This window comes from Pseudarthrobacter sp. Y6 (genome assembly GCF_050156205.1).
In the GTDB taxonomy this organism is placed as follows: Bacteria; Actinomycetota; Actinomycetes; order Actinomycetales; family Micrococcaceae; genus Arthrobacter.
Genome location: NZ_CP189574.1, coordinates 1,385,437 through 1,405,784, shown reverse-complemented (window position 1 = coordinate 1,405,784; position 20,348 = coordinate 1,385,437). Strand labels below are relative to the sequence as shown.

The window sequence follows — 20,348 nt, the reverse complement described above, 5'->3', positions numbered from 1 at the left end:
CTTGAAAAAATCAAATCCGCCGTCAAACTTACCTCTCTTCCGTCAGCTTCAGTGCCCAACGGAGCACTCAAGAGCCTCGACGGGCTGAGCGGCAAGGTGGCAGCAGTTGAATTGTTGCCCGGAGAACCGCTACTCGGTGTCCGGCTGGCCGATCCGGACAGCCTATCCGCGCCAGGTTCCGTTCCTGTTCCCGAGGGAATGCAGGAAATCTCGGTTCAGCTGGAGGCCCAGCGGGTGGTTGGGGGGCGTATCGCCGCTGGCGATACGGTAGGCATCGTTGTCCTCTTTGACAAGGGCGCTGTCAAGGACGCCCCGGACGTTGAATCTGGCCAGCAGGTCTTTCATAAGGTCCTGGTGACGAGTGTCCAGCGTTCCCTTCCTAAGGCGTCCAACAAGGCGGCCACTCAGACTGACCCGGCAGAGCAGGCCAACACCGAACTGCCGACCGGTCAGATGATCGTAACGTTTGCCCGCAACGACGCTGATTCCGCGAAAATCGCCTTTGGGGCTCATTTTGGAAGCCTGTGGCTCACCAAGGAACCCTCAACAGCCACAGAAGGCGCCCCGGTAGTGGTCAAGAAGCCGGAGCTGTACCGATGAGCCGGTACGTCCTGATCACGTCAGATCAGGATTTTGAAAAACGCGTCAGGCAGGCGGCGTCCGGATTGCACGGCACCTTCCACGCAATCGCAGCAGACTATCTCCCCCCGGGTCCCGACGACCTGCTCCAGGTGCTCAGTGGCGACCCTGTCGAAGTCATCTTGCTTGGGCCCGGTTTGCCAATGGACGACTCCATCCGACTGGCCAGTCTCTTCGACCTTCAGTATCCGGAAATAAGCGTAGTCCTGGTGACCGAAAGTGAAGAGGAGGTTGCGCTTCCCGCCATGCGGGCCGGCATTAGGGACTTGCTACACCCCGGGTCGAATGCTGACTCCATCCGAAAATTGCTGGAGAGAGCAAGTCTGGCAGCCGCCGGCCGACGCCGCGGATTGGGCAACTCCGTCGAAGGACCAAGGAGCGGACGCATTATCGCGGTCATGTCTCCCAAAGGAGGCGTCGGCAAGACCACAATCACAACGAACCTTGCCGTCGGACTAGGCAAGGAAGCTCCTATGGGCGTTGTGGTGGTTGACCTGGATCTCCAGTTCGGTGACGTTGCTTCCGGGCTAATGCTGGACCCCGAGAGGACGTTGTCTGATGCCGTGGTTGGGGCCGCCGTCCAGGACACCGTAGTGCTGAAGTCCTACCTGACGTTGCACCCCTCCGGCATCTACGCGCTGTGCGCCCCGCTCAGCCCTACTGACGCCGATCAGATATCCGGCGAACAGGTCGGAAGGTTGCTGAGCCAACTGGCGAACGAATTCCAGTATGTCGTTGTTGATTCAGCACCGGGACTCGGCGAGCACCTTCTGGCCACGCTCGAACTGGCCACGGACGCGGTGTGGGTCTGTGGCATGGACATTCCGAGCATTAGGGGTCTTCGTACCGGATTCAGCATCCTTACTGAACTGGACCTTGTGCCTGAGAATCGGCATGTCGTCCTCAACTTCGCAGACCGACGCTCTGGGCTGACGTTGCAGGACGTCGAAGCCACAATCGGCTGTCCGGTGGATGTTGTCCTCCCGCGATCCCGGGCTGTGCCGTTTTCGACAAACAAAGGCGTTCCGCTGCTGCAGGAAGGCACAAGGGACGCGGCGACAAAGGGATTGCGTCAGCTTGTAGAACGGTTTACCGCCAACTGGGAATCACGCCCCCACAAGAAACTTCACAGAAGGGCAGTAGTTCAATGAACCTCAGCAAGCGTTTGGAATCCCTTCGGGGCATCGACACTGAAACTGCCGCGCAGCCCGCAGCTGCGGGCGGTCCTTGGGCCGGTGGCGCAGTATCGCCAGTCGAGCCCCAGGGAACCGCAACGGTACCGAGGAACCACGGCGGGGAGGGCAACGAGGCGTTGAACGCCGTCAAGGATCGCGCAGGCGCCGCACTCTACGAGCGGATGGGAAGCCGCATCACCGATTCGTCCCTGGACGAGTCAGAGCTCCAAAGCTATGTCAAGGAGGAGCTGCGGGCCATCATAGACGAAGATGAGATTCCGCTCACGGCCCCCGAACGGCACCGTCTGGTCCAGGAAATCATCGACGACGTCCTGGGACTCGGCCCGCTACAAAAGTTCCTTAACGATGCGGCGGTTACAGAAGTCATGGTGAACGGACCGGACAAGGTGTACGTAGAGCGGGGCGGCAGACTATCCCTTACTAATGCCCGGTTCAGCTCCGAGGAGCACTTACGCCGAATCATCGAACGCATCGTGACAAAGGTAGGACGACGCATCGACGAGTCCTCTCCAATGGTCGACGCCAGGCTATCGGATGGGTCGCGCGTTAACGCTATTATCGCTCCTCTTGCCGTCAGCGGATCATCGCTAACGATTCGAAAGTTCGGGCAGGTGCCGTTGACCGTCGACAACTTGATCTCGTTCGGGACCCTGTCACCGGAAATGGCGGAGCTGTTGCATGCCTGCGTCCACGGCCGGCTAAACATCATCGTCTCTGGCGGCACGGGCACGGGAAAGACCACTCTGCTGAACGTCTTGTCGTCATTCTTGCCCGCCGATGAACGCATCGTCACCATCGAGGATGCTGTGGAACTCCAACTGCAGCAGGAACACGTGGTACGGCTGGAAAGCCGGCCACGCAACATTGAAGGCAAGGGCGAGATCTCCATTCGGGACCTCGTCCGGAATTCGCTTCGCATGAGGCCCGACCGGATTGTCATCGGTGAAGTCCGGGGCGGTGAATCGCTCGACATGTTGCAGGCGATGAACACCGGCCACGACGGTTCGATCTCCACCGTGCACGCCAATTCGCCCCGCGATGCCATTGCGCGGCTTGAGACCTTGGTGCTTATGGCCGGAATGGACTTGCCGCTGAGGGCCATTCGCGAACAGATAGCGTCCGCGGTCAACTTGATCGTTCACATCTCCCGACTTCGGGACGGATCCCGCCGCGTCACCCATATCACGGAGGTTCAGGGGATGGAAGGGGACATCGTCACTCTTCAGGATGCGTTCACTTTCGACTACGGTGCTGGCGTTGATGCCAACGGCAGGTTCCTGGGCCGCCCTGTGCCAACGGGCGTCAGGCCTCGCTTCGTTGACCATTTTGCCGAGCTGGGAATCCATCTGTCACCGGCCGTCTTCGGAAGCATGCCCACAGGAGGGGGTTTCAGGTGAAGACCACTGATCCCATCTTTTTCACCATCGGCATCGCCCTGTGCTTTGTGTCCCTCGCAATCCTGCTGCTTTCCACTCTGGGCATAGGCAAGTCGGGGATTGCGCTCTCCCGTCGCCGGCCTGGCGTCGTCAATGAGCCGTCCGTCCTGACCCGCGCTACGGAGTCGGCGGTGTCTTTCGTGGACCGAAATGTCAGCAAGAACGCTCGCTTTGGTACCCAGGAATCGCTGGAGCAGGCAGGATTGCGTCTGAGGCAGGCGGATTTCATCCTACTCGTATGCTGCATCGGTGTTACTGCGGGCGTTGTTGGATTCATCGCCGGAGGATTCTTCCTAGGATTACTATTCCTGGTGCTCACTCCTTTCAGCGCAATGCTCTTCCTAAAAATCATGGCTAACCGCCGGCGCGCAAAGTTTGAGGCGCAACTTGCGGACACACTGCAAATGATTGCCGGAGGCTTACGTGCTGGCCATAGCCTGCTGCGGGCAATCGATGCCGTCGCCCAGGAGGCAGAGGCGCCCACGTCCGAAGAGTTTGCCAGGCTTATCAATGAATCCCGGCTAGGGCGCGATCTCAAGGACTCCATGCTTGACGCTGCCAGACGCCTCAAGAGCGAAGATTTTGACTGGACAGGTCAGGCCATCGAAATTCACCGCGAAGTCGGCGGTAATCTGGCAGAAGTCCTCGACCAGGTAGGTGAAACTATCCGGGAGCGCTCCGAGATCAAGGGGCAGGTCAAGTCTCTGAGCGCCGAGGGCAGGCTTTCCGCCTATATATTGGTTGCTCTCCCGGTGGGCATGTTCGTCTATCTGAGTTCAGCGAATCCCGCATACATGGGCGTCCTGTACACCAATCTGCTTGGTTGGGTAATGGTCGGCGTGTCCGTGGTTTTACTGGCCCTCGGTTCATGGTGGCTTAGCCGCGTCGTTAAGATCAAGTTCTAGGGAGCATCGCTATGACTGTAATGGCGTGGTTAATGGTCGGACTAATCATCGTTCCGATTTCAGCAATGGTCTGGTCGTTCATATCAATTGACCGCCAAGGACTAGCTTCGGTCCGAAGCAACCTTGGGCGAGGGAACCGCATCACCGTGGAAGGCAATGCCGGTGCCGAATCCCGAGGCCAGGCGGGCCTCGGCGTCCGGCTGACGCCCAAGGGATATTCGGGGTGGCTGGACAAACTCCTGGCGAAGGCGGGGCGCCCTGCGAGCATACCCCTGGAGCGCCTGCTGATTGCCAAGCCTGCGTTGGCGCTCGTGGCAGCATTCATTAGTATTTTGATAGTCGTGAAGTCGCCGACGAACGTCAGCATTCTGCTCGCGATCTTCCTGACGGTGCTGGCATACTTCATTCCGGACATCCTCATCCATGGCCGCGGTGACAAGCGCCAAAAGGCCATTGAGCAAGAGTTGCCGAACACACTTGACCAGATGCTTATCTCGGTGGAGGCCGGACTGGGATTCGAAGCGGCGATGGCTCGAGCGGGCCAGAACGGCAAGGGACCACTATCAGAGGAACTCGTCCGCACACTTCAGGATATGCAGGTCGGGCGAAGTCGCAGAGATGCCTATCTCGCAATGGGGCAAAGGTCTGATGTACCCGACCTCCGGAGCTTTGTCCGGTCCGTTGTGCAAGCAGACACCTACGGAATTGCGCTGGCCAACGTCCTTCGAACCCAAGCGAAACAAATGCGCATCAAGCGGCGCCAGCGGGCGGAAGAAAAAGCAATGAAGCTGCCCGTGAAGGTACTTTTTCCGCTGATGTTCTGCATCCTGCCCGTACTCTTCATCGTTCTCATCGGACCTGCTGTCATCGGTGTCATGCAGAACTTCGTGGGTGCGTGGTAAAAGATGTTCGACTGTTTCTGATCACCTGATCACACCAGCGGCCGATTTGTGAGGCCGTACCCCAAAGACCGGACCCCCTCGGCACCCAGAACCGAGGGGGTCCGTTTGTGTGCTCGGACAATCAGCATTTCGCAGGGTCAGCACAGGATTTGCGCAGGGAAAACGCAGGAAACGCGCGGCCGAAGAAGTCTTGTCGCAGGGTTCTGCAAGATCCGATCAAAGTCGCATCAAGGGTTGCTAGTTTCGTGGTTGAGCTGGTGCAGGACCAGCCGCCCGAACTCGCTCAGGAGTCCCCATGCTTTCTCTTTACACCAACCTCATGATCCGCCTTCGCAGCGACGAAAAGGGCGCCACCGCCGTTGAATACGGCATCATGGTCGCCCTGATCGCCGTCGTCATTATCGTCGCCGTCACCCTCCTAGGAACGACCCTAACCGAGACCTTTAATAGCGTTGCATGTAACGTCAAGGGCGGTGCTTGGACCGGAACGGTTGCCGCCACTGGTTCGACCACGGCAGTTGCCGGCAGCTGCTCCAAGTAAGGCAGCCGCCTACCCTCCTGAGGCGCTCGGCGCTCCACCAGGCGTAAAAGTGGCGGCGGCAACCAGGCCGCCGCCACTTTTGCTTTCCTAAACCAAGCTTGGCCTGACCGAAAGGCGTCACGCATGTCCAGGGCATCCGAGCGTGGAGCCGTCGCGGTCGAGTTTGCGATTGTGGCGCCCCTCTTGGTCATGCTGCTTCTGGGCATTATGGAATTCAGCCGCGCCTACAACGTCCAGGCTTCGCTCTCAGCCGCTGCTCGTGAAGGGGTCCGGGTTATGGCCATCTCCAGCAACATAACAGCAGCCCGCACTGCGGCCAAGAACGCGGCGGTGTCCCTGAACCCAGCATTGTCCGATGCCAACATCACTTTCGGCAGCGCTACATGCACCCCCAACGCCCAGATGACCATCACCATCACCTACAGCCTGTCCACCATGACCGGAATAGCCGGCCCGTTCGCCATGGCGGGCAACGGAGCGATGCTATGCGGCGGCTGACACGCACACGCAGAAAGAACGACGGCGAGCGCGGCGCCGTGAGTGTGATCGTCGCCCTCATGCTGGTCGCGCTGCTCGGGTTCGGCGCCATGGCAGTAGACGTGGGCATGATGTACTCAGAACGGACTCAGCTCCGCAACGGAGCCGACGCAGCCGCACTGGCTATCGCCCAAAAGTGCGCCAAGAGCACCACCCATCCTGGCTGCCTAGACCCAGCATCGTTGGCAGCAGGTTTCGCCAACTCCAACGCCAACGACGGCCTCAGCAACATCAAGTCAATTGCGCTGGACAGACCGGGGGGCACTGTGACCGTCACCGTCGGCTCCCAGGAGACAGGGCATACACCCAACCAAGTGTCCCTGTTCTTCGCGCGCGTCTTTGGCGTCAACACCACCGAGGTCAACGCCCCTTCGACAGTGCGATGGGGCAGTCCGGTGAAGGGCACCACGGCGTTTCCCATCACCGTGTCGATCTGCCAGGTTCGCAACAACACAGACATTATGCAGCTTCTGCGCCTGCACGGGACCGGGGCCAATCCCGGCTGCTTCTACGGACCGTCAGGCGCCGCCGTCGAGGGCGGGTTCGGTGGCCTCAAGCAGGACCCTAATTCGTGTGGTGCCTTCATCGACATATCGAAAAGCACCGCAGGCGGGGACACCGGCAACAATCCCCCGCCCAACTGTGAGGCCACACTGAGCTCCTGGGCAGCGGACATGAACACAGGCAAGGACGTCATTATCTTGCTGCCCATTTTCAATAAAGTAACCGGCACAGGAACAAATGCCATCTTTGGCCTCACAACCTTCGCCGCATTCAAGGTGGCAGGGTGGAAGTTCGGTCCCACGGGGCTTCCCTACACCTTCCGCAACCGAACTCCGGATGTCCCGGCAGCTCTCGAATGCAAGGAACCGTGCCGCGGCATCATCGGAACATTCGTCAAATACGTCTCGCTGGCGAACGGCTACACGCTAGGACCAGTAAACCCGGACGGCGCCACTGTAGTGGCGCTCAGCAGTTAGCCATGCGACACGTCGATTTTGAAAAACACAGGAGCACTCAGTGAAGTCACGTTTGTTGGCGGGAGTGGTGGCAGTCCTGCTGGCCATCGTCGGGGCGGTCATCGTTGTCACCTACGCCCAGGGCGCGGACCAGCGGGCTGTCCGTGACCTGGATCCAGTAGGCGTCCTGGTGGTCACTAAGGCCGCGCCGGCCGGCTCGTCCGTCGAAACCTTGAAGGCATCCGTGGCACTGCAGCAACTGCCGGGCACCGCCGTCGCAAAAACCGCCCTGAACACCTTGGACGGCTCGGGCGGAAAGGTCACGTCCGCAGACCTGGTCCCTGGCGAGCAGCTGCTGGCCGAACGGCTTGTCTCCCCCGAGGAACTGAAGTCATCCGGCTCTGTGCCGGTACCCGCAGGCTTGCAGGAAATCTCCTTCCAATTGGAGCCGCAGCGCGTCGTCGGCGGCCGCGTGACACCCGGCGACCACGTTGGCATCTTCATCTCCATGCCCACCGGCGGCATCGAAGCGAAGTCGGACAAGGAAACCGTCCAGCTGTCCATCCACAAAGCCCTGGTGACCGCCGTCCAGCGGGCGCCGGAAGGCGCAGCCGCAAAGCCGGCGCCGTCAGCAACCGACGCCCCTGCGCCAGACCCGCGTGACGTGAACCTTCCCACCGGATCGCTGATGGTCACCGTTGCTGTAAACGACATCAACGCCGACAAGATCGTTTTCGCTGCCGAGTACGCCTCCATCTGGCTCAGCAGGGAACCCCTTGACGCACAGGACAGCGGACCCCGCGTCCTTACCCGACCGGACCTTTACAAATGAGCCGCTTCGTCCTCATCACCCCCGAAGTCAGCTTCGACGCCCGGCTCCGCGAGGCGGTGGCGGGTGGCCTCCAAGGCGGCGTGCAGACATTCTTCACCAGCCTGCTGCCGGCGGACCCCAACGAACTTTTCGCTCACCTGAACCAGGAACAGCCCGAAGTGCTGGTCCTGGGACCGGAAGTGCCCGTGGACGACGCCCTCCGGCTCGCCACCGTCCTGAACGTCAGCTTCCCCGAACTCAGTGTCATTCTGGCCGCCGAACCCGATCCCGCCTTCCTCCTGCACGCCATGCGTGCCGGCATCCGCGATATCGTCCCCCCGGACTCCGATGCAGCCCAAATCCGGGTACTGCTGGAGCGCGCCAGCCAGTCCTTCACCAGCCGGCACCGCACCCAGGCGCCCCAGCAGAACGCGGAAACCAACAAGGGCCTGGTCATCGGTGTCTTCTCGCCCAAGGGCGGCGTGGGTAAAACCACCATTGCCACCAACATCGCCATCGGCCTGGGCAAAGTGGCGCCCATGAGCGTGGTCATCGTGGACCTGGACCTCCAGTTCGGAGACGTCGCGTCGGGCCTCTACCTTGACCCCGAGCACACGGTCACGGACGCGGTCTCCCCCGCCGCCAGCCAGGACTCCCTGGTCCTCAAGGCCTTCCTCACCGTCCACCCTGGCAGTATCTACGCCCTCTGCGCTCCGCCCACGCCCATCGATGCCGACGAGATCACCCCGGACCAGATCAGCCGGCTCCTCGAACAGCTCTCCGAACAGTTCCAATACGTGGTGGTGGACACCGCACCCGGGCTACCGGAAATCGGCCTCGCCGCAATGGAAAAGTGCACCGATGTGGTCTGGGTCAGCAGCATGGACATCCCCAGCGTGCGCGGCCTGCGCTCCGGGCTGGACGTCCTGCGCCAACTGGACATCCTTCCCGAGACCCGCCACGTGGTGCTGAACATGGCTGACGCCAAGAACGGACTCACGGTCCAGGACCTCGAATCGACCATGGGCGCGCCCGTGGACGTGAGCATCCCGCGGTCCCGGGCGGTGGCCCTCTCCACCAACCGCGGAATCCCTGTCCTCCAGGAACCGGTCAAAGACCCTGCCACCAAAGGGCTTAACCAGCTGGTGGAGCGTTTCAACCCTGCATGGCGGGCCAAGTCCCAGCGCAAACTGCACCGAAGGGTCGTGGTCTAGATGAAACTTTCAGAGCGCATCAGCGCTGCCCAGGCGAAAACCCAATCCGGGCAGCAACCCGCCCCCGCGCGGGCTTCCTCACCCACGCTCGAACTGCCGCGCCCCGAAATGCCCGCGCAGCGGGTGCAGTGGTTTGACCAGACCCCTGAACAATGGACGACGACGGCGGCACCGCCTGCCGCCGTCGTCCTCCCTGATCCCCCGGAAGAGATCCGGCCGAAGTTCCAGCAACCGGTGGACGTCTTTGCCGCGCTCAAGGAACGGGCAGCGACGGCCCTTTTTGAGCACCTGGGTGCACGGTTCAGCGACTCTGCCATCACGGAACTCGAACTGAAGTCATCGGCCAAGGACGAACTCACCCGGATCATCGATGCCGAGCAGGTGCCGCTCTCCCCCGAGGAGCGGACGCGCCTCGTCCAGGACGTGGCCGATGATGTGCTGGGCTACGGCCCGCTGCAGCGGTTGCTCGATGATCCCGCGGTCACCGAAATCATGGTCAACCGCATGGACCAGATTTACGTGGAGCGCAAAGGGCACCTCACTCTGGCGGATTCGCGGTTCAGCTCCGAGGAGCACCTGCGCAAGGTGATTGAACGCATCGTGTCCAAAGTTGGCCGCCGCATTGACGAATCCTCGCCCCTGGTGGACGCCCGGCTCGAAGACGGGTCGCGCGTGAACGCCGTGATCCCCCCGCTGGCCGTGGGCGGATCATCGCTGACCATCCGTAAGTTCAGCAAGGTCCCCCTCACCGTCCGGAACCTCATCGATTTCGGCACCCTGACGCCGGAAATGGCTGAACTGCTCAACGCCTGCGTCAAAGCCAAGCTCAACATCATCGTGTCCGGCGGAACGGGCACCGGCAAAACGACGCTGCTGAATGTCCTGTCCTCCTTCCTGCCGGCAAACGAACGGATTGTGACCATCGAGGACGCTGTCGAGCTCCAGATCCAGCAGGACCACGTGGTCCGACTTGAGAGCCGCCCGCCCAACACCGAGGGCAAAGGCGAGGTGACCATCCGCGAACTCCTCCGGAACTCGCTGCGAATGCGCCCTGACCGCATTGTGGTGGGTGAGGTCCGTGGCGGCGAATCACTGGACATGCTCCAGGCCATGAACACCGGCCACGACGGGTCCCTCTCCACCGTGCACTCCAACTCGCCGCGCGACGCCGTTGCCCGTCTGGAAACACTGGTGCTGATGGCCGGGATGGACCTACCGCTGCGGGCCATCCGTGAACAGATCGCCTCCGCCGTGAACCTCATTGTGCAGATCTCGCGTCTGCGCGACGGCTCCCGCCGCATCACCCACGTCACCGAGGTCCAGGGCATGGAAGGCGACATTGTGACTCTCCAGGATGCTTTTGTCTTCGACTACTCGGCCGGGGTGGACGTCCACGGGCGCTTCCTTGGCAAGCCCGTGGCCACCGGAATCCGGCCACGGTTCATCGACCGCTTCGAGGACCTGGGGATCCACGTTTCGCCCGCGGTGTTCGCCACTCCCGCGGCTACTGCCCCAACCGTCGACGGCAGGAGTTAAGCGATGCTCATTATCCTGGGAGCCGCACTCCTGTTCCTTGCCCCGGTTCTGGTGGGCGTGGCATTGGTGCTGCCACGAACTCCCGACATAGCGCTGGACCGGCGGCGCCCGTATGAGGCGGACCCGCCGTCGGGCCTTACCCGGCTGTCCACGGCCACCGTGGGAGGCCTGGACAGGTTCCTGGCAACCAGGAACGTCCGGCTCTACAACCGCGACGCACTGGAGAATGCCGGTGTCCGCCTCAGCCAGGCTGAGTTCATGGTGCTGGTCATTGCCGGCGCCATCGTGGGGGCCCTGGTGGGGCTGGTGATCGGCGTACCCTTTGTCTCCGTCCTATTGGCCTTCCTGGCGCCCTTCGTGGGGGACGTCCTGCTGGGAATCCTTGCCGGCAAACGCCGTGCCAAGTTCGATCAGCAGCTCGGTGACACGCTGCAGCTCCTCTCCGGCGGGCTGCGGGCCGGACACAGTATTCTGCGGGCCATCGACGCCGCAGCTTCTGAATCCCAGAGCCCCACGTCCGAGGAAATGCGCCGTGTGATCACAGAGACCAGTCTGGGCAGGGATCTGCTCGCCTCCTTGACTGACACATCCGAACGCATGCAGAACGAGGACTTCATCTGGATTGCCCAGGCCATCCAGATCAACCGCGAAGTAGGCGGAAACCTGGCGGAAGTCCTGGACCAGGTGAACGAAACCATCCGAGAGCGCAGCGAGATCAAGGGGCACATCAAGTCCCTTGCCGCGGAGGGCAAGTTTTCCGCCTACATCCTGATCGCCATGCCCTTCGGAATTGTCGTGATGCTGATGATGGTGAACCCCGGCTACATGAACCCGATGTTCACAAACCCGCTGGGGTGGATCATGATCGGCGCTTCGGCCGTCATGATGACGCTTGGCAGCCTGTGGATGCGCAAAATCATCGATCTGAAGTTCTGAGGCGACCGTGAGCCCCTTCGTAATTTCCTCACTGCTGGTCTCCCTGCCCATCGGCTACCTGGCGTGGGCCGTCCTCTCCGTGGACCGGAAGGCCCGGACTGCCACAGTGGCGATCCTGAACCGCGGCCGGCGGTCTGCCGAGGCGCCTGAAAAGCAATCCGCAGGCTTGCTGGCCGGCATCGGCTACCGCCTGACGCCACCGGCCTACGTCCGCAAACTGGACAGGCTGCTCGCACTCGCCGGACGGCCAAACGGCTGGCCGTTGAGCCGGATCCTCATGGCCAAGCCGGCGCTGGGCCTGGTAGGAGCTTCGCTGTTCGTCCTGATCAGCCTCGGCAACCCGCCGCCCATGATGCGGCTCGCCGGCCTGTTCCTCCTATTCCTGGGCTACTTCGTCCCGGACCTGATGCTTTACAGCAAAGGCCTGGAGCGCCAGAAGGCAATGCAGCTGGAACTGGCCAACACCCTGGACCAGATGCTGATCTCTGTAGAGGCGGGCCTGGGCTTCGAAGGGGCCATGGCCCGCGCCGGCGAAAACGGCAAGGGACCGCTGGCCGAGGAGCTGGTCCGCACCCTGCAGGACATGCAGGTGGGCCGCAGCCGCCGCGAGTCGTACCAGGCCCTGGCCGAGCGGACCAACATCCCGGAGCTGCGGAGCTTTGTCCAGGCCGTGATCCAGGCCGACACCTACGGCATCGCCATCAGCCGCGTGTTGCGGATCCAGGCCAAGGTCATGCGGGTCAAACGCCGCCAGCGTGCCGAGGAGAAGGCCATGAAACTTCCTGTGATGATCCTTTTCCCGTTGCTGTTCTTTATCTTTCCCGTGCTCTTCATCGCCATTCTGGGTCCCGCTGTTATCAACACGATTGCCACTTTCAGCGGGCAATGACCGCGCGATACCACCCGTCAAGGATGACTCAAGGTTTCCACAGGATCTACCGAAAACGGACTCCCAAGTAACTACAGGAAGTAGCCTTGAAGCATGGACAGCCCACCTCTCACCTCCAGCAGCGGGGGTGTCCCTGCCGAGCCGTCGGCTGCGGGGTCTGTTGCGGACGTGCATGCCGGACTGCTGAAGCCGGGCGAAGAGGCCATACGCTGGATTGAACCGGACATCCTGGCGGAGCTGGAAACAGAACTGGACGGCCCCGAACTTGCCCGTGGCTTCGCCCGTGATTACGCCGCCCTGTGGGACCAGCGCTTCAGCCGCCTAACTGCCGCCGTCCAGGCCGAGGATCGCCCGGAGGCGTTGGACGCCGTCATCAGCCTGCGGATCGCTTCAGCCTTCTCTTGGTGATGCCGCTCGATGAGCTCGTGGTCGTGTGAGAACTCCGGCTCCTGGTCCAGTTCTTCGTTGAAGACCCAGAACCGGTAGGCGAAGAAGCGGAAGATGGTGCCCAGGACCAGGCCCACCACACTGCCGGCAATAAAGAGCGAGGGTTTGTCGTTCAGGTCCAGAATGTACTTCGCGAACCAGACGCAGCCTGAGGCGATCAGGAGTCCCACCAGGTTCATGACGGCGAAGAGCACGGCCTCGCGGGCCACGTTGGCCTGCTTGCGGTGGCGGAACGTCCAGTAACGGTTGGCAACCCACGAGAAGATGCTTGCCACGATGGTTGCCACGGCCTTGGCCCAGACCTCGCTGCCGTGCATCGGTCCGGTGAATAGCCAGATAAAGATTGCCGAGTCAATGACGAAGGCCACACCGCCCACGGCTCCGAACTTGGCCACTTCACGCCAAAATAGCGAGGCGAGCCCCCGGATACGATCTGCAAGTGCGCTAAACATGACCCTCCATGGCCGTCCGTTCAATGGGCCACACGGCCAGAGGTCTATTTTAGACCCGAAATCGGTGAACCGGCCCACGCGGAGCGCAGGGTACAAGCGGAAATACCCGAAAAGCGGTCCCCTCGACGTCCCAAAGCCCGGATCCGGTGAGCTTTTCTGTAGGCTGGCACATGTGACTTTTCCAGTAATCGGCGTGGTTGGCGGCGGCCAACTCGCGCGCATGATGGCCCCGGCCGCTACCGCCCTTGGCTTTGAACTCCGTGTCCTGGCTGAGGCGGAGGACGTTTCAGCCGTGTCGGCTGTATCCAATTCACCTGTGGGTGACTACAAGGACCTCCAGACACTCCTCGACTTCGCGGACGGCCTGGATGTCATGACGTTCGACCACGAACACGTCCCCACGGACCACCTCCGCGCGCTTTTGGCCGCCGGTGTGAATGTCCAGCCCGGTCCAGACGCCTTGGTCAATGCACAGGACAAACTGGTGATGAGGGCTGCCATTGACAGCCTGGGGCTCCCAAACCCCACCTGGGCTGCCGTCGCTGACGTCACGGCGCTCGTCAGATTCGGCGAAGAAACCGGCTGGCCCGTTGTCCTCAAGATGCCCCGCGGCGGCTACGACGGCAAGGGCGTGCGGATCATCGACTCCGCCGACGGCGCCGAAGAGGCTGCTCCGTGGTTCGAGGCCATGAGTCCGCTCCTCGCCGAAGCCAAAGTTGAGTTCAGCCGCGAACTGTCCGCGCTGGTGGCGCGGACCCCGGGCGGCGAAGCGAGGGCCTGGCCGGTGGTGCACACCATCCAGGTGGACGGCGTCTGCGACGAAGTCATTGCCCCTGCCCTGGACATCCCCCTCGAGGTCGCCGCGGCCGCGGAAGACGCGGCACTGCGCGTCGCCACGGAACTGGGCGTCACCGGAGTGATGGCGGCGGAACTCTTTGAAACGCCGGGCTCCGGCGTCGGCTTCCTTATCAACGAACTCGCCATGCGTCCCCACAACACCGGCCACTGGACCCAAGACGGTTCGGTTACCAGTCAGTTTGAGCAGCACCTGCGGGCGGTCCTGGACCTGCCGCTGGGTGCCACCGACATCCTGGGCCCGGTAGTGGTCATGAAGAACTTCCTCGGCGGCGACAACCAGGATCTGTTTTCCGCCTACCCGGCCGCCCTTGCCAGCGAGCCGGCCGCCAAGGTCCACTGCTACGGCAAATCAGTGCGTCCCGGACGCAAGATGGGCCATGTCAACCTGGTAGGGACCTCCACGGATGACGTGGACTCGGTCCGGCAACGCGCAACCCGTGTGGCGGCCATCATCCGCGACGGCCGGGTTCCCACCGAAGAATCAGCACGGATTTCCGAGGAGAACGCATGACCACCGAATCCACCACCGGCCCCCGTCCCGTCGTTGGGCTGGTCATGGGCTCAGACTCGGATTGGCCGGTCATGGAGGCCGCCGCGGATGCATTGGCTGAGTTCGGCATCCCCTTTGAAGCCGATGTGGTCTCCGCTCACCGGATGCCCACCGAAATGATCCGGTACGGCCAGACCGCCCACGAGCGCGGGCTGCGGGTCATCATCGCGGGCGCCGGCGGAGCTGCCCACCTTCCCGGCATGCTGGCGAGCGTGACGCCCCTGCCCGTCATTGGCGTCCCGGTCCCGCTGAAGACCCTGGACGGCATGGATTCCCTCCTCTCCATCGTGCAAATGCCGGCCGGCGTTCCAGTAGCCACCGTGTCCATTGCCGGTGCCCGGAACGCAGGCCTGCTTGCAGTCCGGATCCTCGCGTCGGGTACGGACGAGCTGGCAGCCTCGCTTCGCGCCGATCTCCTGGACTTCGCCCAGGAACTCAACGACGTCGCCACCCGCAAGGGAGCCAACCTCAGGCAGAAAGTCAGCGAAGTCTTCGCCGACGGCAATGGTGTTCTCCGGGGCAGCCGTTAAGGAACCCGACATGTCCAGAAGCGAACCGCAGCAGCCAGCAACCGGCACGGTCATGACTGATCCTGTCCGGTATCCGTCCAGCGCCTCCGTACCCGTCCGGACCAAACGGGGCTTTGCCCTGGTCCTGATGACCCTGCTGGTGCCCGGCAGCGCCCAAATTGTGGCCGGCGACCGCAAGCTCGGCCGCATTGCCCTGCGCGTCACCCTGAGCGCCTGGGCTTTGCTGGCAGTCACTCTGCTGCTGCTGGCCGTGAACCGGTCGCTCCTGATCAACATCCTCACCAATCAGTTTGCCTCGCTGGTGATCATCCTGGTCCTGGTGGCACTGGCGCTCGGATGGGCGTTCCTGTTCATCAACACACTCCGGCTGATCCGCCCCGTCCTGCTGGCACCGGCGGCGCGTCCCGCCGTCGGCATCGCGCTGGTCCTTGCCCTGGTCCTGAGCAGCGGCACCCTCGGGTATGCCGCATACCTGCTGAACGTGGGCCGCAACGCCATCGGCAGCATCTTCGCGGCGGGACCATCGATCGATCCCGTGGACGGCCGCTACAACTTCCTGATGATGGGCGGTGACGCCGGCGCCGACCGCACTGGCAGGCGCCCGGACAGCCTGTCCGTACTCAGCGTGGACGCCAAGACCGGCCAGACAGCCATCATCTCCGTGCCGCGCAACCTGCAGAACGCCCAGTTCAGCGAAGGCTCGCCCATGCGCCAGGTCTACCCGGACGGCTACGACTGCGGCGACGCGTGTCTCATCAACGCCATCAACACCGAAGTGACCAACAAGCACGCGGACCTGTACCCGGGCGTTGCAGACCCCGGCGCCCAAGCCACGCTCGAGGCTGTGTCGGGAACCCTCGGGATAACAGTCCAGGCCTACGTGCTGGTGGATATGGATGGCTTCGCCAAACTGATCGATGCCATGGGCGGTATCCGGATCAAGGCCGGCGGCTGGGTGCCCATGAGCGGGGACATGATCGACGAAGCCAACGGCATCCACGGCATGCCGCTCGGGTGGATCGCCGCCGGCGACCAGCACCTCGATGGCTATCACGCCCTCTGGTACGGCCGCTCCCGCGAATTCGTTGATGACTACGCGCGGATCCAGCGGCAGCAGTGCGTCCAGCAGGCCATGCTGAAACAGCTGGACCCGGCGACGCTGCTGTCCAAATTCGAGGACATCGCCAATGCGGGCACCAAAGTTGTGGACTCAAACATCTCCTCCTCCCAGCTGGGCAGTTTTGTGGATCTCGCCATGAAAGCCAAGGGCCAGGAGGTCAAACGGCTGACCATCGGGCCGCCGGATTTTGACGCGTCCTTCTCCACCGTGCCCGACTTTGACATGATTCACGACAGAGTGGACCAGCTGCTGGCCTCCGCATCCGCACCGCAGGCTGCCGCACGCGTCGACGGCCTCGTTGAGCCTGCTACGGCCGGCGGACGGCTGCAAGCGTCCGCGCAGTTGCCCATGGCTGCGTTCCCGGCAGCCGGTGGAGCCGGCGCGCAGACTGCCCCGCCGTCGTCGGACTTCACTCCGGTGACCACAACGCCCGACGGCGAGCCGATCACCGAGGCGATGCTGAACCAGCTCAAGAGCGAAGGCAACGAACAGGCGCTGCGTGAACTGGTGGCTACCAACGGCCAATGCGCGCCGCTCTAGGCCCGCTGCGCCGTCGCCCCGAAAACCCGGCCGCAGCACCTGACTTAAGACTACGTAGATCTCAAGACCAAGAACGGACACCGGCTGTGTACGAAATTGAAAACGTCATCCGCGACTACGCCTGGGGATCGACAACCGCCATCGCCGGGCTGCTGGGACGCCCGGAGTCCGGCCGTCCGGAAGCGGAACTCTGGATCGGCGCCCACCCCGGGGCCCCTTCAATGGCCCGCCGGGCGGATGGCTCCGTGGGACCGCTGGATGCCTTGATTGCCGAAGATCCGGAACATTTCCTGGGCAGCGAATCCGTGGCCGAGTTTGGCCCGCGGCTCCCGTTCCTGACCAAGATCCTTGCTGCCTCCCTGCCGTTGTCGCTTCAGGTCCATCCCAGCATCGAACAGGCGGAAGCAGGATTCGCCCGTGAAAATGCTGAAGGCATTGCGCCCGATGCCGACCACCGCAACTACCGCGATGACAATCACAAGCCCGAAATGATCTTCGCGCTGACGCCCTTCGAAGCGTTGTGCGGGTTCCGGGCGCCGGCTGCAACCCGGAAGATCCTGCTCCACCTCGCCGCCTGCTTCGACCCGGTGGAAACCGAGATCCCGCCCCTGCTGGTTGAACTGCTCGAGGTCCTGGAAAACCCGGACGAGGGCGCGGGGCTCAGGAGCGCCTTCGAGCGACTGATCAAGGGCGGCGAAGACGTCTCCCACACAACAGCGATGGTGGCGACCGCCCTGATCTCCGGCGCTCCGCTGGCACCGTTCCAGGCGGAACTGTCCACAGTCATCAGCCTCAACGAGAAGTACCCGGGCGATCCGGGCGTTCTGATTTCGCTGCTCCTGAACAGGATTTCGCTGGCGCCCGGCGAAGCCGTCTACCTCCCCGCCGGCAACGTGCACGCGTACCTGCACGGCATGGGTGTCGAAGTCATGGCGTCCTCGGACAACGTGCTCCGCGGCGGGCTGACTCCGAAGTACATCGATGTGCCGGAGCTGCTGCGGACCATCGAATTCCGGCCGGTGGCGGTGCCGATGCTCACGCCGGAATTCTCCGGCTTTGGCCAGGAGCTCTACCAGCCGCCCTTCCGGGAGTTCCAGCTTCAGCGGATCGAACTGGCCCCCGGCGCGGAGCCGGTCCCACTGGCCCAGGCGGGCGCCGCCGTCGTCATTGTCGTTGCCGGATCGGTGTATCTCGACTCGCCCAAGGGCGACCTGCACCTGGCGCGCGGTGGCAGCGCTTTCCTGCCCGCCGCGGAAGCACCGGTCAACGTCCACCCGGTGGCCGGGGCCGAATCACCGGCCATTGCCTTCGCCGTGACCACATCCCTGAAGGCCTGAGCCGTGGACTACTTCCTGCAGACGCCCGCCTGGGCGGACGTCCAGTCCTCGCTGGGCCGCACCGTCCACCAGCAGTCCGGCCCGGGCTGGAGCTTCCTGGCCGTGGAGGAGAAAAACCCGGCCGGCAAGGTCCTCTACGCCCCCTATGGACCTGTGGCATCCTCCCCGGAGGCGTTCGACGCCGCCCTGGCAGCCCTGGTGGCAACGGCACGGTCGTGCGGGGCTGTGGTTGTCAGGATTGAGCCGGTGTCCGCCGGGCTGGAGATGCCGGCCGCCGCGGAGCTCAGCCGGCGCGGCCTGCGGCCGGCACCCGTGAACCAGCAGCCTGAACTCAGCTGGATCGTGGACCTCGAAGGCGACTTCAAGGACGTCCTGGCCGCGATGAAGCCCGTGAACCGGAACCTCTACCGGAACATCCACAAGAAGGGCGTCACCTTCCGGACGTCGCAGGACCCGGACGACATCAGGATCCTGCTGAACTTCCTGCACATGACATCTCGGCGGAACGGATTCAAACCGCAGAGCGACGAGTACCTGACCCAGGTGGCGGCGTCCCTCATGCCGGCAGGCGCTGCGACACTGTTCATCGCCGAACTGCACGGCGGTCCCATCGCCGCGGCCTTGGCCTACGATTCCGCGGACACCCGGACTTATGCCCACGCAGCCTTGGATGATACGCACCGCAAGCTAAGCGCGGGTATACCGCTCCTGGTGACGCTGATGGCGGACGCCAAGGACCGGGGCCAGAAACACGTGGACCTGTGGGGTGTTGCGCCTGCGGACCAGCCCGACCACAAATGGGCAGGTTTCACCGCTTTCAAGAAGTCCTTCGGCGGCCACGAGGTGGCGTACCCCGGCACCTGGGACCTCCCCGTGAAGAAGCTCCGGTACAACGCCTACCAGCTGGCCCGCAAGCTGCGCGACAGGCTCCGCGCCCTCCGCTCCCCCTCCGCGCGAACTGGCAGCTAATACCCTCAAATTCGCTGTTTGGAGTCATCAGCTGCCAGTTCGTTCCCACCCGGTCCAGGCCGACGAACCGCTCAGGACCGCCCGCACCTTTTCGACGACGAAGGGCAGTTCCCCCTCCAGGTCACCTTTCTGGACACGGATTTCTCGCCAGCCCAGACTTTCAGTCAGGCTCTGCCGCTTGATGTCGCGGCGGTGCTGGTCAGGATCACTGTGGTGGGCGCCGTCATATTGCAGTGCGATCCGATAATCCGGATAGGCAGCGTCCGGCCAAACCACGGGGTGACCCAGCCCGTTGCGGAGCACAACATTCAATGTCGGTTCGGGAAGTCCCGACTGTACCAGTGCCAGCCGCATCAGGCTTTCGGGTGCCGAGTCCGCTCCAACCCTGATCAGATCCAAGGCTAACCGCGCCGTTTTCACCCCGCGCATTCCCGGATGCTGACCCACCATGTACCTCAGGTCGGCCACAGTTGCCAGCGGCTTCCGTGGCATCGGGAAGTCATCTCCATGGCTGACGACAACGGAGTCACCGGCCGCGACAAGGTCGTTGAGGTTCAGCATTGTGGCCAGGTCGAGCCAGGTACGGGCAGGTGACGTGAGCCGAACTCCGTCGAACGATATGACCTCGCCGGACTTGAATGACAATTGGTGACCCACAACGTTCCTCCGGCGCGGCTTGCAGCCGTCTGCCGGGCGGGCAATGTGGATCCCCCAGTCCTGCTCCAGCCACGCCGGCAGGCATATACCGCAAATTCTCGCGCTGGTGGAGTGCGTCAGGACGGAACTGGGGTCAAGGCGGCTGTAGGCGCGGATGTTTTCTGCGACACTTCCGGTGCTGCCCAGCGGCAGTCTGATGCCGCGCGAGGGCGTGAATATGCCCTCCCGGCTCAGCTGTCTCCGAGTGAGGCCCAGGGCCTCTGCATCGGCAACAAGAAATGATCCGTGCGGGAGCTGAGGAGGCATGGGCGTCCGGGACATGCTCCATTGTGGACCAATTTCGGCTGGCGGTTTTCGTTATCCACAGGCTGAGTTACCTGCTGAAAC

At 62.9% G+C, this 20,348-nt stretch carries 20 protein-coding genes; 18 read left to right on the top strand and 2 right to left on the bottom strand.

The features are described from left to right. Positions 1-51: 51 nt before the first annotated feature. The 13 genes from ACQCSW_RS06770 to ACQCSW_RS06710 all read left to right on the top strand — a co-directional run bounded on the left by ACQCSW_RS06770 (position 52) and on the right by ACQCSW_RS06710 (position 12,501). Positions 52-600: an RcpC/CpaB family pilus assembly protein gene (locus ACQCSW_RS06770; RefSeq protein ID WP_426990062.1), complete on the top strand. Its 549-nt coding sequence runs from the start codon at positions 52-54 to the stop codon at positions 598-600. After that, complete coding sequence (locus ACQCSW_RS06765) at positions 597-1,790, top strand: AAA family ATPase (RefSeq protein WP_426990061.1); 1,194 nt, start codon at positions 597-599, stop codon at positions 1,788-1,790. Before ACQCSW_RS06770 ends, ACQCSW_RS06765 begins: the two co-directional genes overlap by 4 nt. Then, on the top strand, positions 1,787-3,232 hold the full coding sequence (locus ACQCSW_RS06760) for a CpaF family protein (protein ID WP_426990060.1): 1,446 nt from the start codon (positions 1,787-1,789) through the stop codon (positions 3,230-3,232). Before ACQCSW_RS06765 ends, ACQCSW_RS06760 begins: the two co-directional genes overlap by 4 nt. Next, positions 3,229-4,176, top strand: coding sequence for a type II secretion system F family protein (locus ACQCSW_RS06755; protein WP_426990059.1), 948 nt, complete (start codon positions 3,229-3,231; stop codon positions 4,174-4,176). Before ACQCSW_RS06760 ends, ACQCSW_RS06755 begins: the two co-directional genes overlap by 4 nt. Positions 4,177-4,187: 11 nt before the next feature. Then, positions 4,188-5,078, top strand: coding sequence for a type II secretion system F family protein (locus tag ACQCSW_RS06750; protein WP_426990058.1), 891 nt, complete (start codon positions 4,188-4,190; stop codon positions 5,076-5,078). A gap of 295 nt (positions 5,079-5,373) precedes the next feature. Continuing rightward, positions 5,374-5,619, top strand: a complete 246-nt coding sequence (locus ACQCSW_RS06745) for a Flp family type IVb pilin (protein WP_426990057.1) — start codon at positions 5,374-5,376, stop codon at positions 5,617-5,619. A gap of 123 nt (positions 5,620-5,742) precedes the next feature. After that, on the top strand, positions 5,743-6,117 hold the full coding sequence (locus tag ACQCSW_RS06740; protein WP_426990056.1) for a TadE/TadG family type IV pilus assembly protein: 375 nt from the start codon (positions 5,743-5,745) through the stop codon (positions 6,115-6,117). Continuing rightward, the gene (locus tag ACQCSW_RS06735; RefSeq protein WP_426990054.1) at positions 6,105-7,136 is read left to right on the top strand and encodes a pilus assembly protein TadG-related protein; all 1,032 of its coding nucleotides are present in this window, start codon (positions 6,105-6,107) and stop codon (positions 7,134-7,136) included. Before ACQCSW_RS06740 ends, ACQCSW_RS06735 begins: the two co-directional genes overlap by 13 nt. 40 nt (positions 7,137-7,176) lie before the next feature. Continuing rightward, positions 7,177-7,947, top strand: coding sequence for a Flp pilus assembly protein CpaB (gene cpaB / locus ACQCSW_RS06730; RefSeq protein WP_426990053.1), 771 nt, complete (start codon positions 7,177-7,179; stop codon positions 7,945-7,947). Then, the gene (locus tag ACQCSW_RS06725; protein ID WP_426990052.1) at positions 7,944-9,140 is read left to right on the top strand and encodes an AAA family ATPase; all 1,197 of its coding nucleotides are present in this window, start codon (positions 7,944-7,946) and stop codon (positions 9,138-9,140) included. Before cpaB ends, ACQCSW_RS06725 begins: the two co-directional genes overlap by 4 nt. After that, positions 9,141-10,676, top strand: coding sequence for a CpaF family protein (locus ACQCSW_RS06720; RefSeq protein WP_426990051.1), 1,536 nt, complete (start codon positions 9,141-9,143; stop codon positions 10,674-10,676). It abuts the gene before it with no gap. A gap of 3 nt (positions 10,677-10,679) precedes the next feature. Further along, positions 10,680-11,612 carry a type II secretion system F family protein gene (locus ACQCSW_RS06715; RefSeq protein WP_426990050.1) on the top strand — a complete coding sequence of 311 codons (933 nt, stop codon included), beginning with the start codon at positions 10,680-10,682 and terminating at the stop codon, positions 11,610-11,612. Positions 11,613-11,619: 7 nt separating this feature from the next. Next, positions 11,620-12,501: a type II secretion system F family protein gene (locus ACQCSW_RS06710; protein ID WP_426990049.1), complete on the top strand. Its 882-nt coding sequence runs from the start codon at positions 11,620-11,622 to the stop codon at positions 12,499-12,501. Positions 12,502-12,788: 287 nt separating this feature from the next. Here the strand turns inward: ACQCSW_RS06710 and ACQCSW_RS06705 are convergent, their stop codons facing one another. Beyond that, entirely contained in the window at positions 12,789-13,400 is a 612-nt protein-coding gene (locus ACQCSW_RS06705; RefSeq protein WP_426990048.1) for a GtrA family protein, read from the bottom strand. A 172-nt stretch (positions 13,401-13,572) separates the two neighbouring features. Between ACQCSW_RS06705 and ACQCSW_RS06700 the strand changes: the two genes are divergently transcribed. The 5 genes from ACQCSW_RS06700 (at position 13,573) to ACQCSW_RS06680 (ending at position 19,304) form a co-directional block, all read left to right on the top strand. Then, positions 13,573-14,769, top strand: a complete 1,197-nt coding sequence (locus ACQCSW_RS06700; protein WP_426990047.1) for a 5-(carboxyamino)imidazole ribonucleotide synthase — start codon at positions 13,573-13,575, stop codon at positions 14,767-14,769. Beyond that, the gene (gene purE / locus ACQCSW_RS06695) at positions 14,766-15,338 is read left to right on the top strand and encodes a 5-(carboxyamino)imidazole ribonucleotide mutase (RefSeq protein WP_426990046.1); all 573 of its coding nucleotides are present in this window, start codon (positions 14,766-14,768) and stop codon (positions 15,336-15,338) included. Before ACQCSW_RS06700 ends, purE begins: the two co-directional genes overlap by 4 nt. A gap of 10 nt (positions 15,339-15,348) precedes the next feature. Next, positions 15,349-16,998, top strand: coding sequence for an LCP family protein (locus ACQCSW_RS06690; RefSeq protein ID WP_426990044.1), 1,650 nt, complete (start codon positions 15,349-15,351; stop codon positions 16,996-16,998). Between the two features lie 86 nt (positions 16,999-17,084). Next, a complete protein-coding gene (gene manA, locus ACQCSW_RS06685; RefSeq protein WP_426990043.1) occupies positions 17,085-18,335 on the top strand; it encodes a mannose-6-phosphate isomerase, class I in 1,251 nt (416 codons plus the stop codon). A gap of 3 nt (positions 18,336-18,338) precedes the next feature. Further along, positions 18,339-19,304 (top strand): lipid II:glycine glycyltransferase FemX, encoded by a 966-nt coding sequence (locus tag ACQCSW_RS06680; RefSeq protein WP_426990042.1) that lies wholly within the window; start codon positions 18,339-18,341, stop codon positions 19,302-19,304. A 27-nt stretch (positions 19,305-19,331) separates the two neighbouring features. Here ACQCSW_RS06680 and ACQCSW_RS06675 read toward each other — a convergent pair whose 3' ends face one another. Continuing rightward, positions 19,332-20,267 (bottom strand): endonuclease domain-containing protein, encoded by a 936-nt coding sequence (locus ACQCSW_RS06675; RefSeq protein ID WP_426990041.1) that lies wholly within the window; start codon positions 20,265-20,267, stop codon positions 19,332-19,334. Positions 20,268-20,348 lie beyond the last annotated feature (81 nt).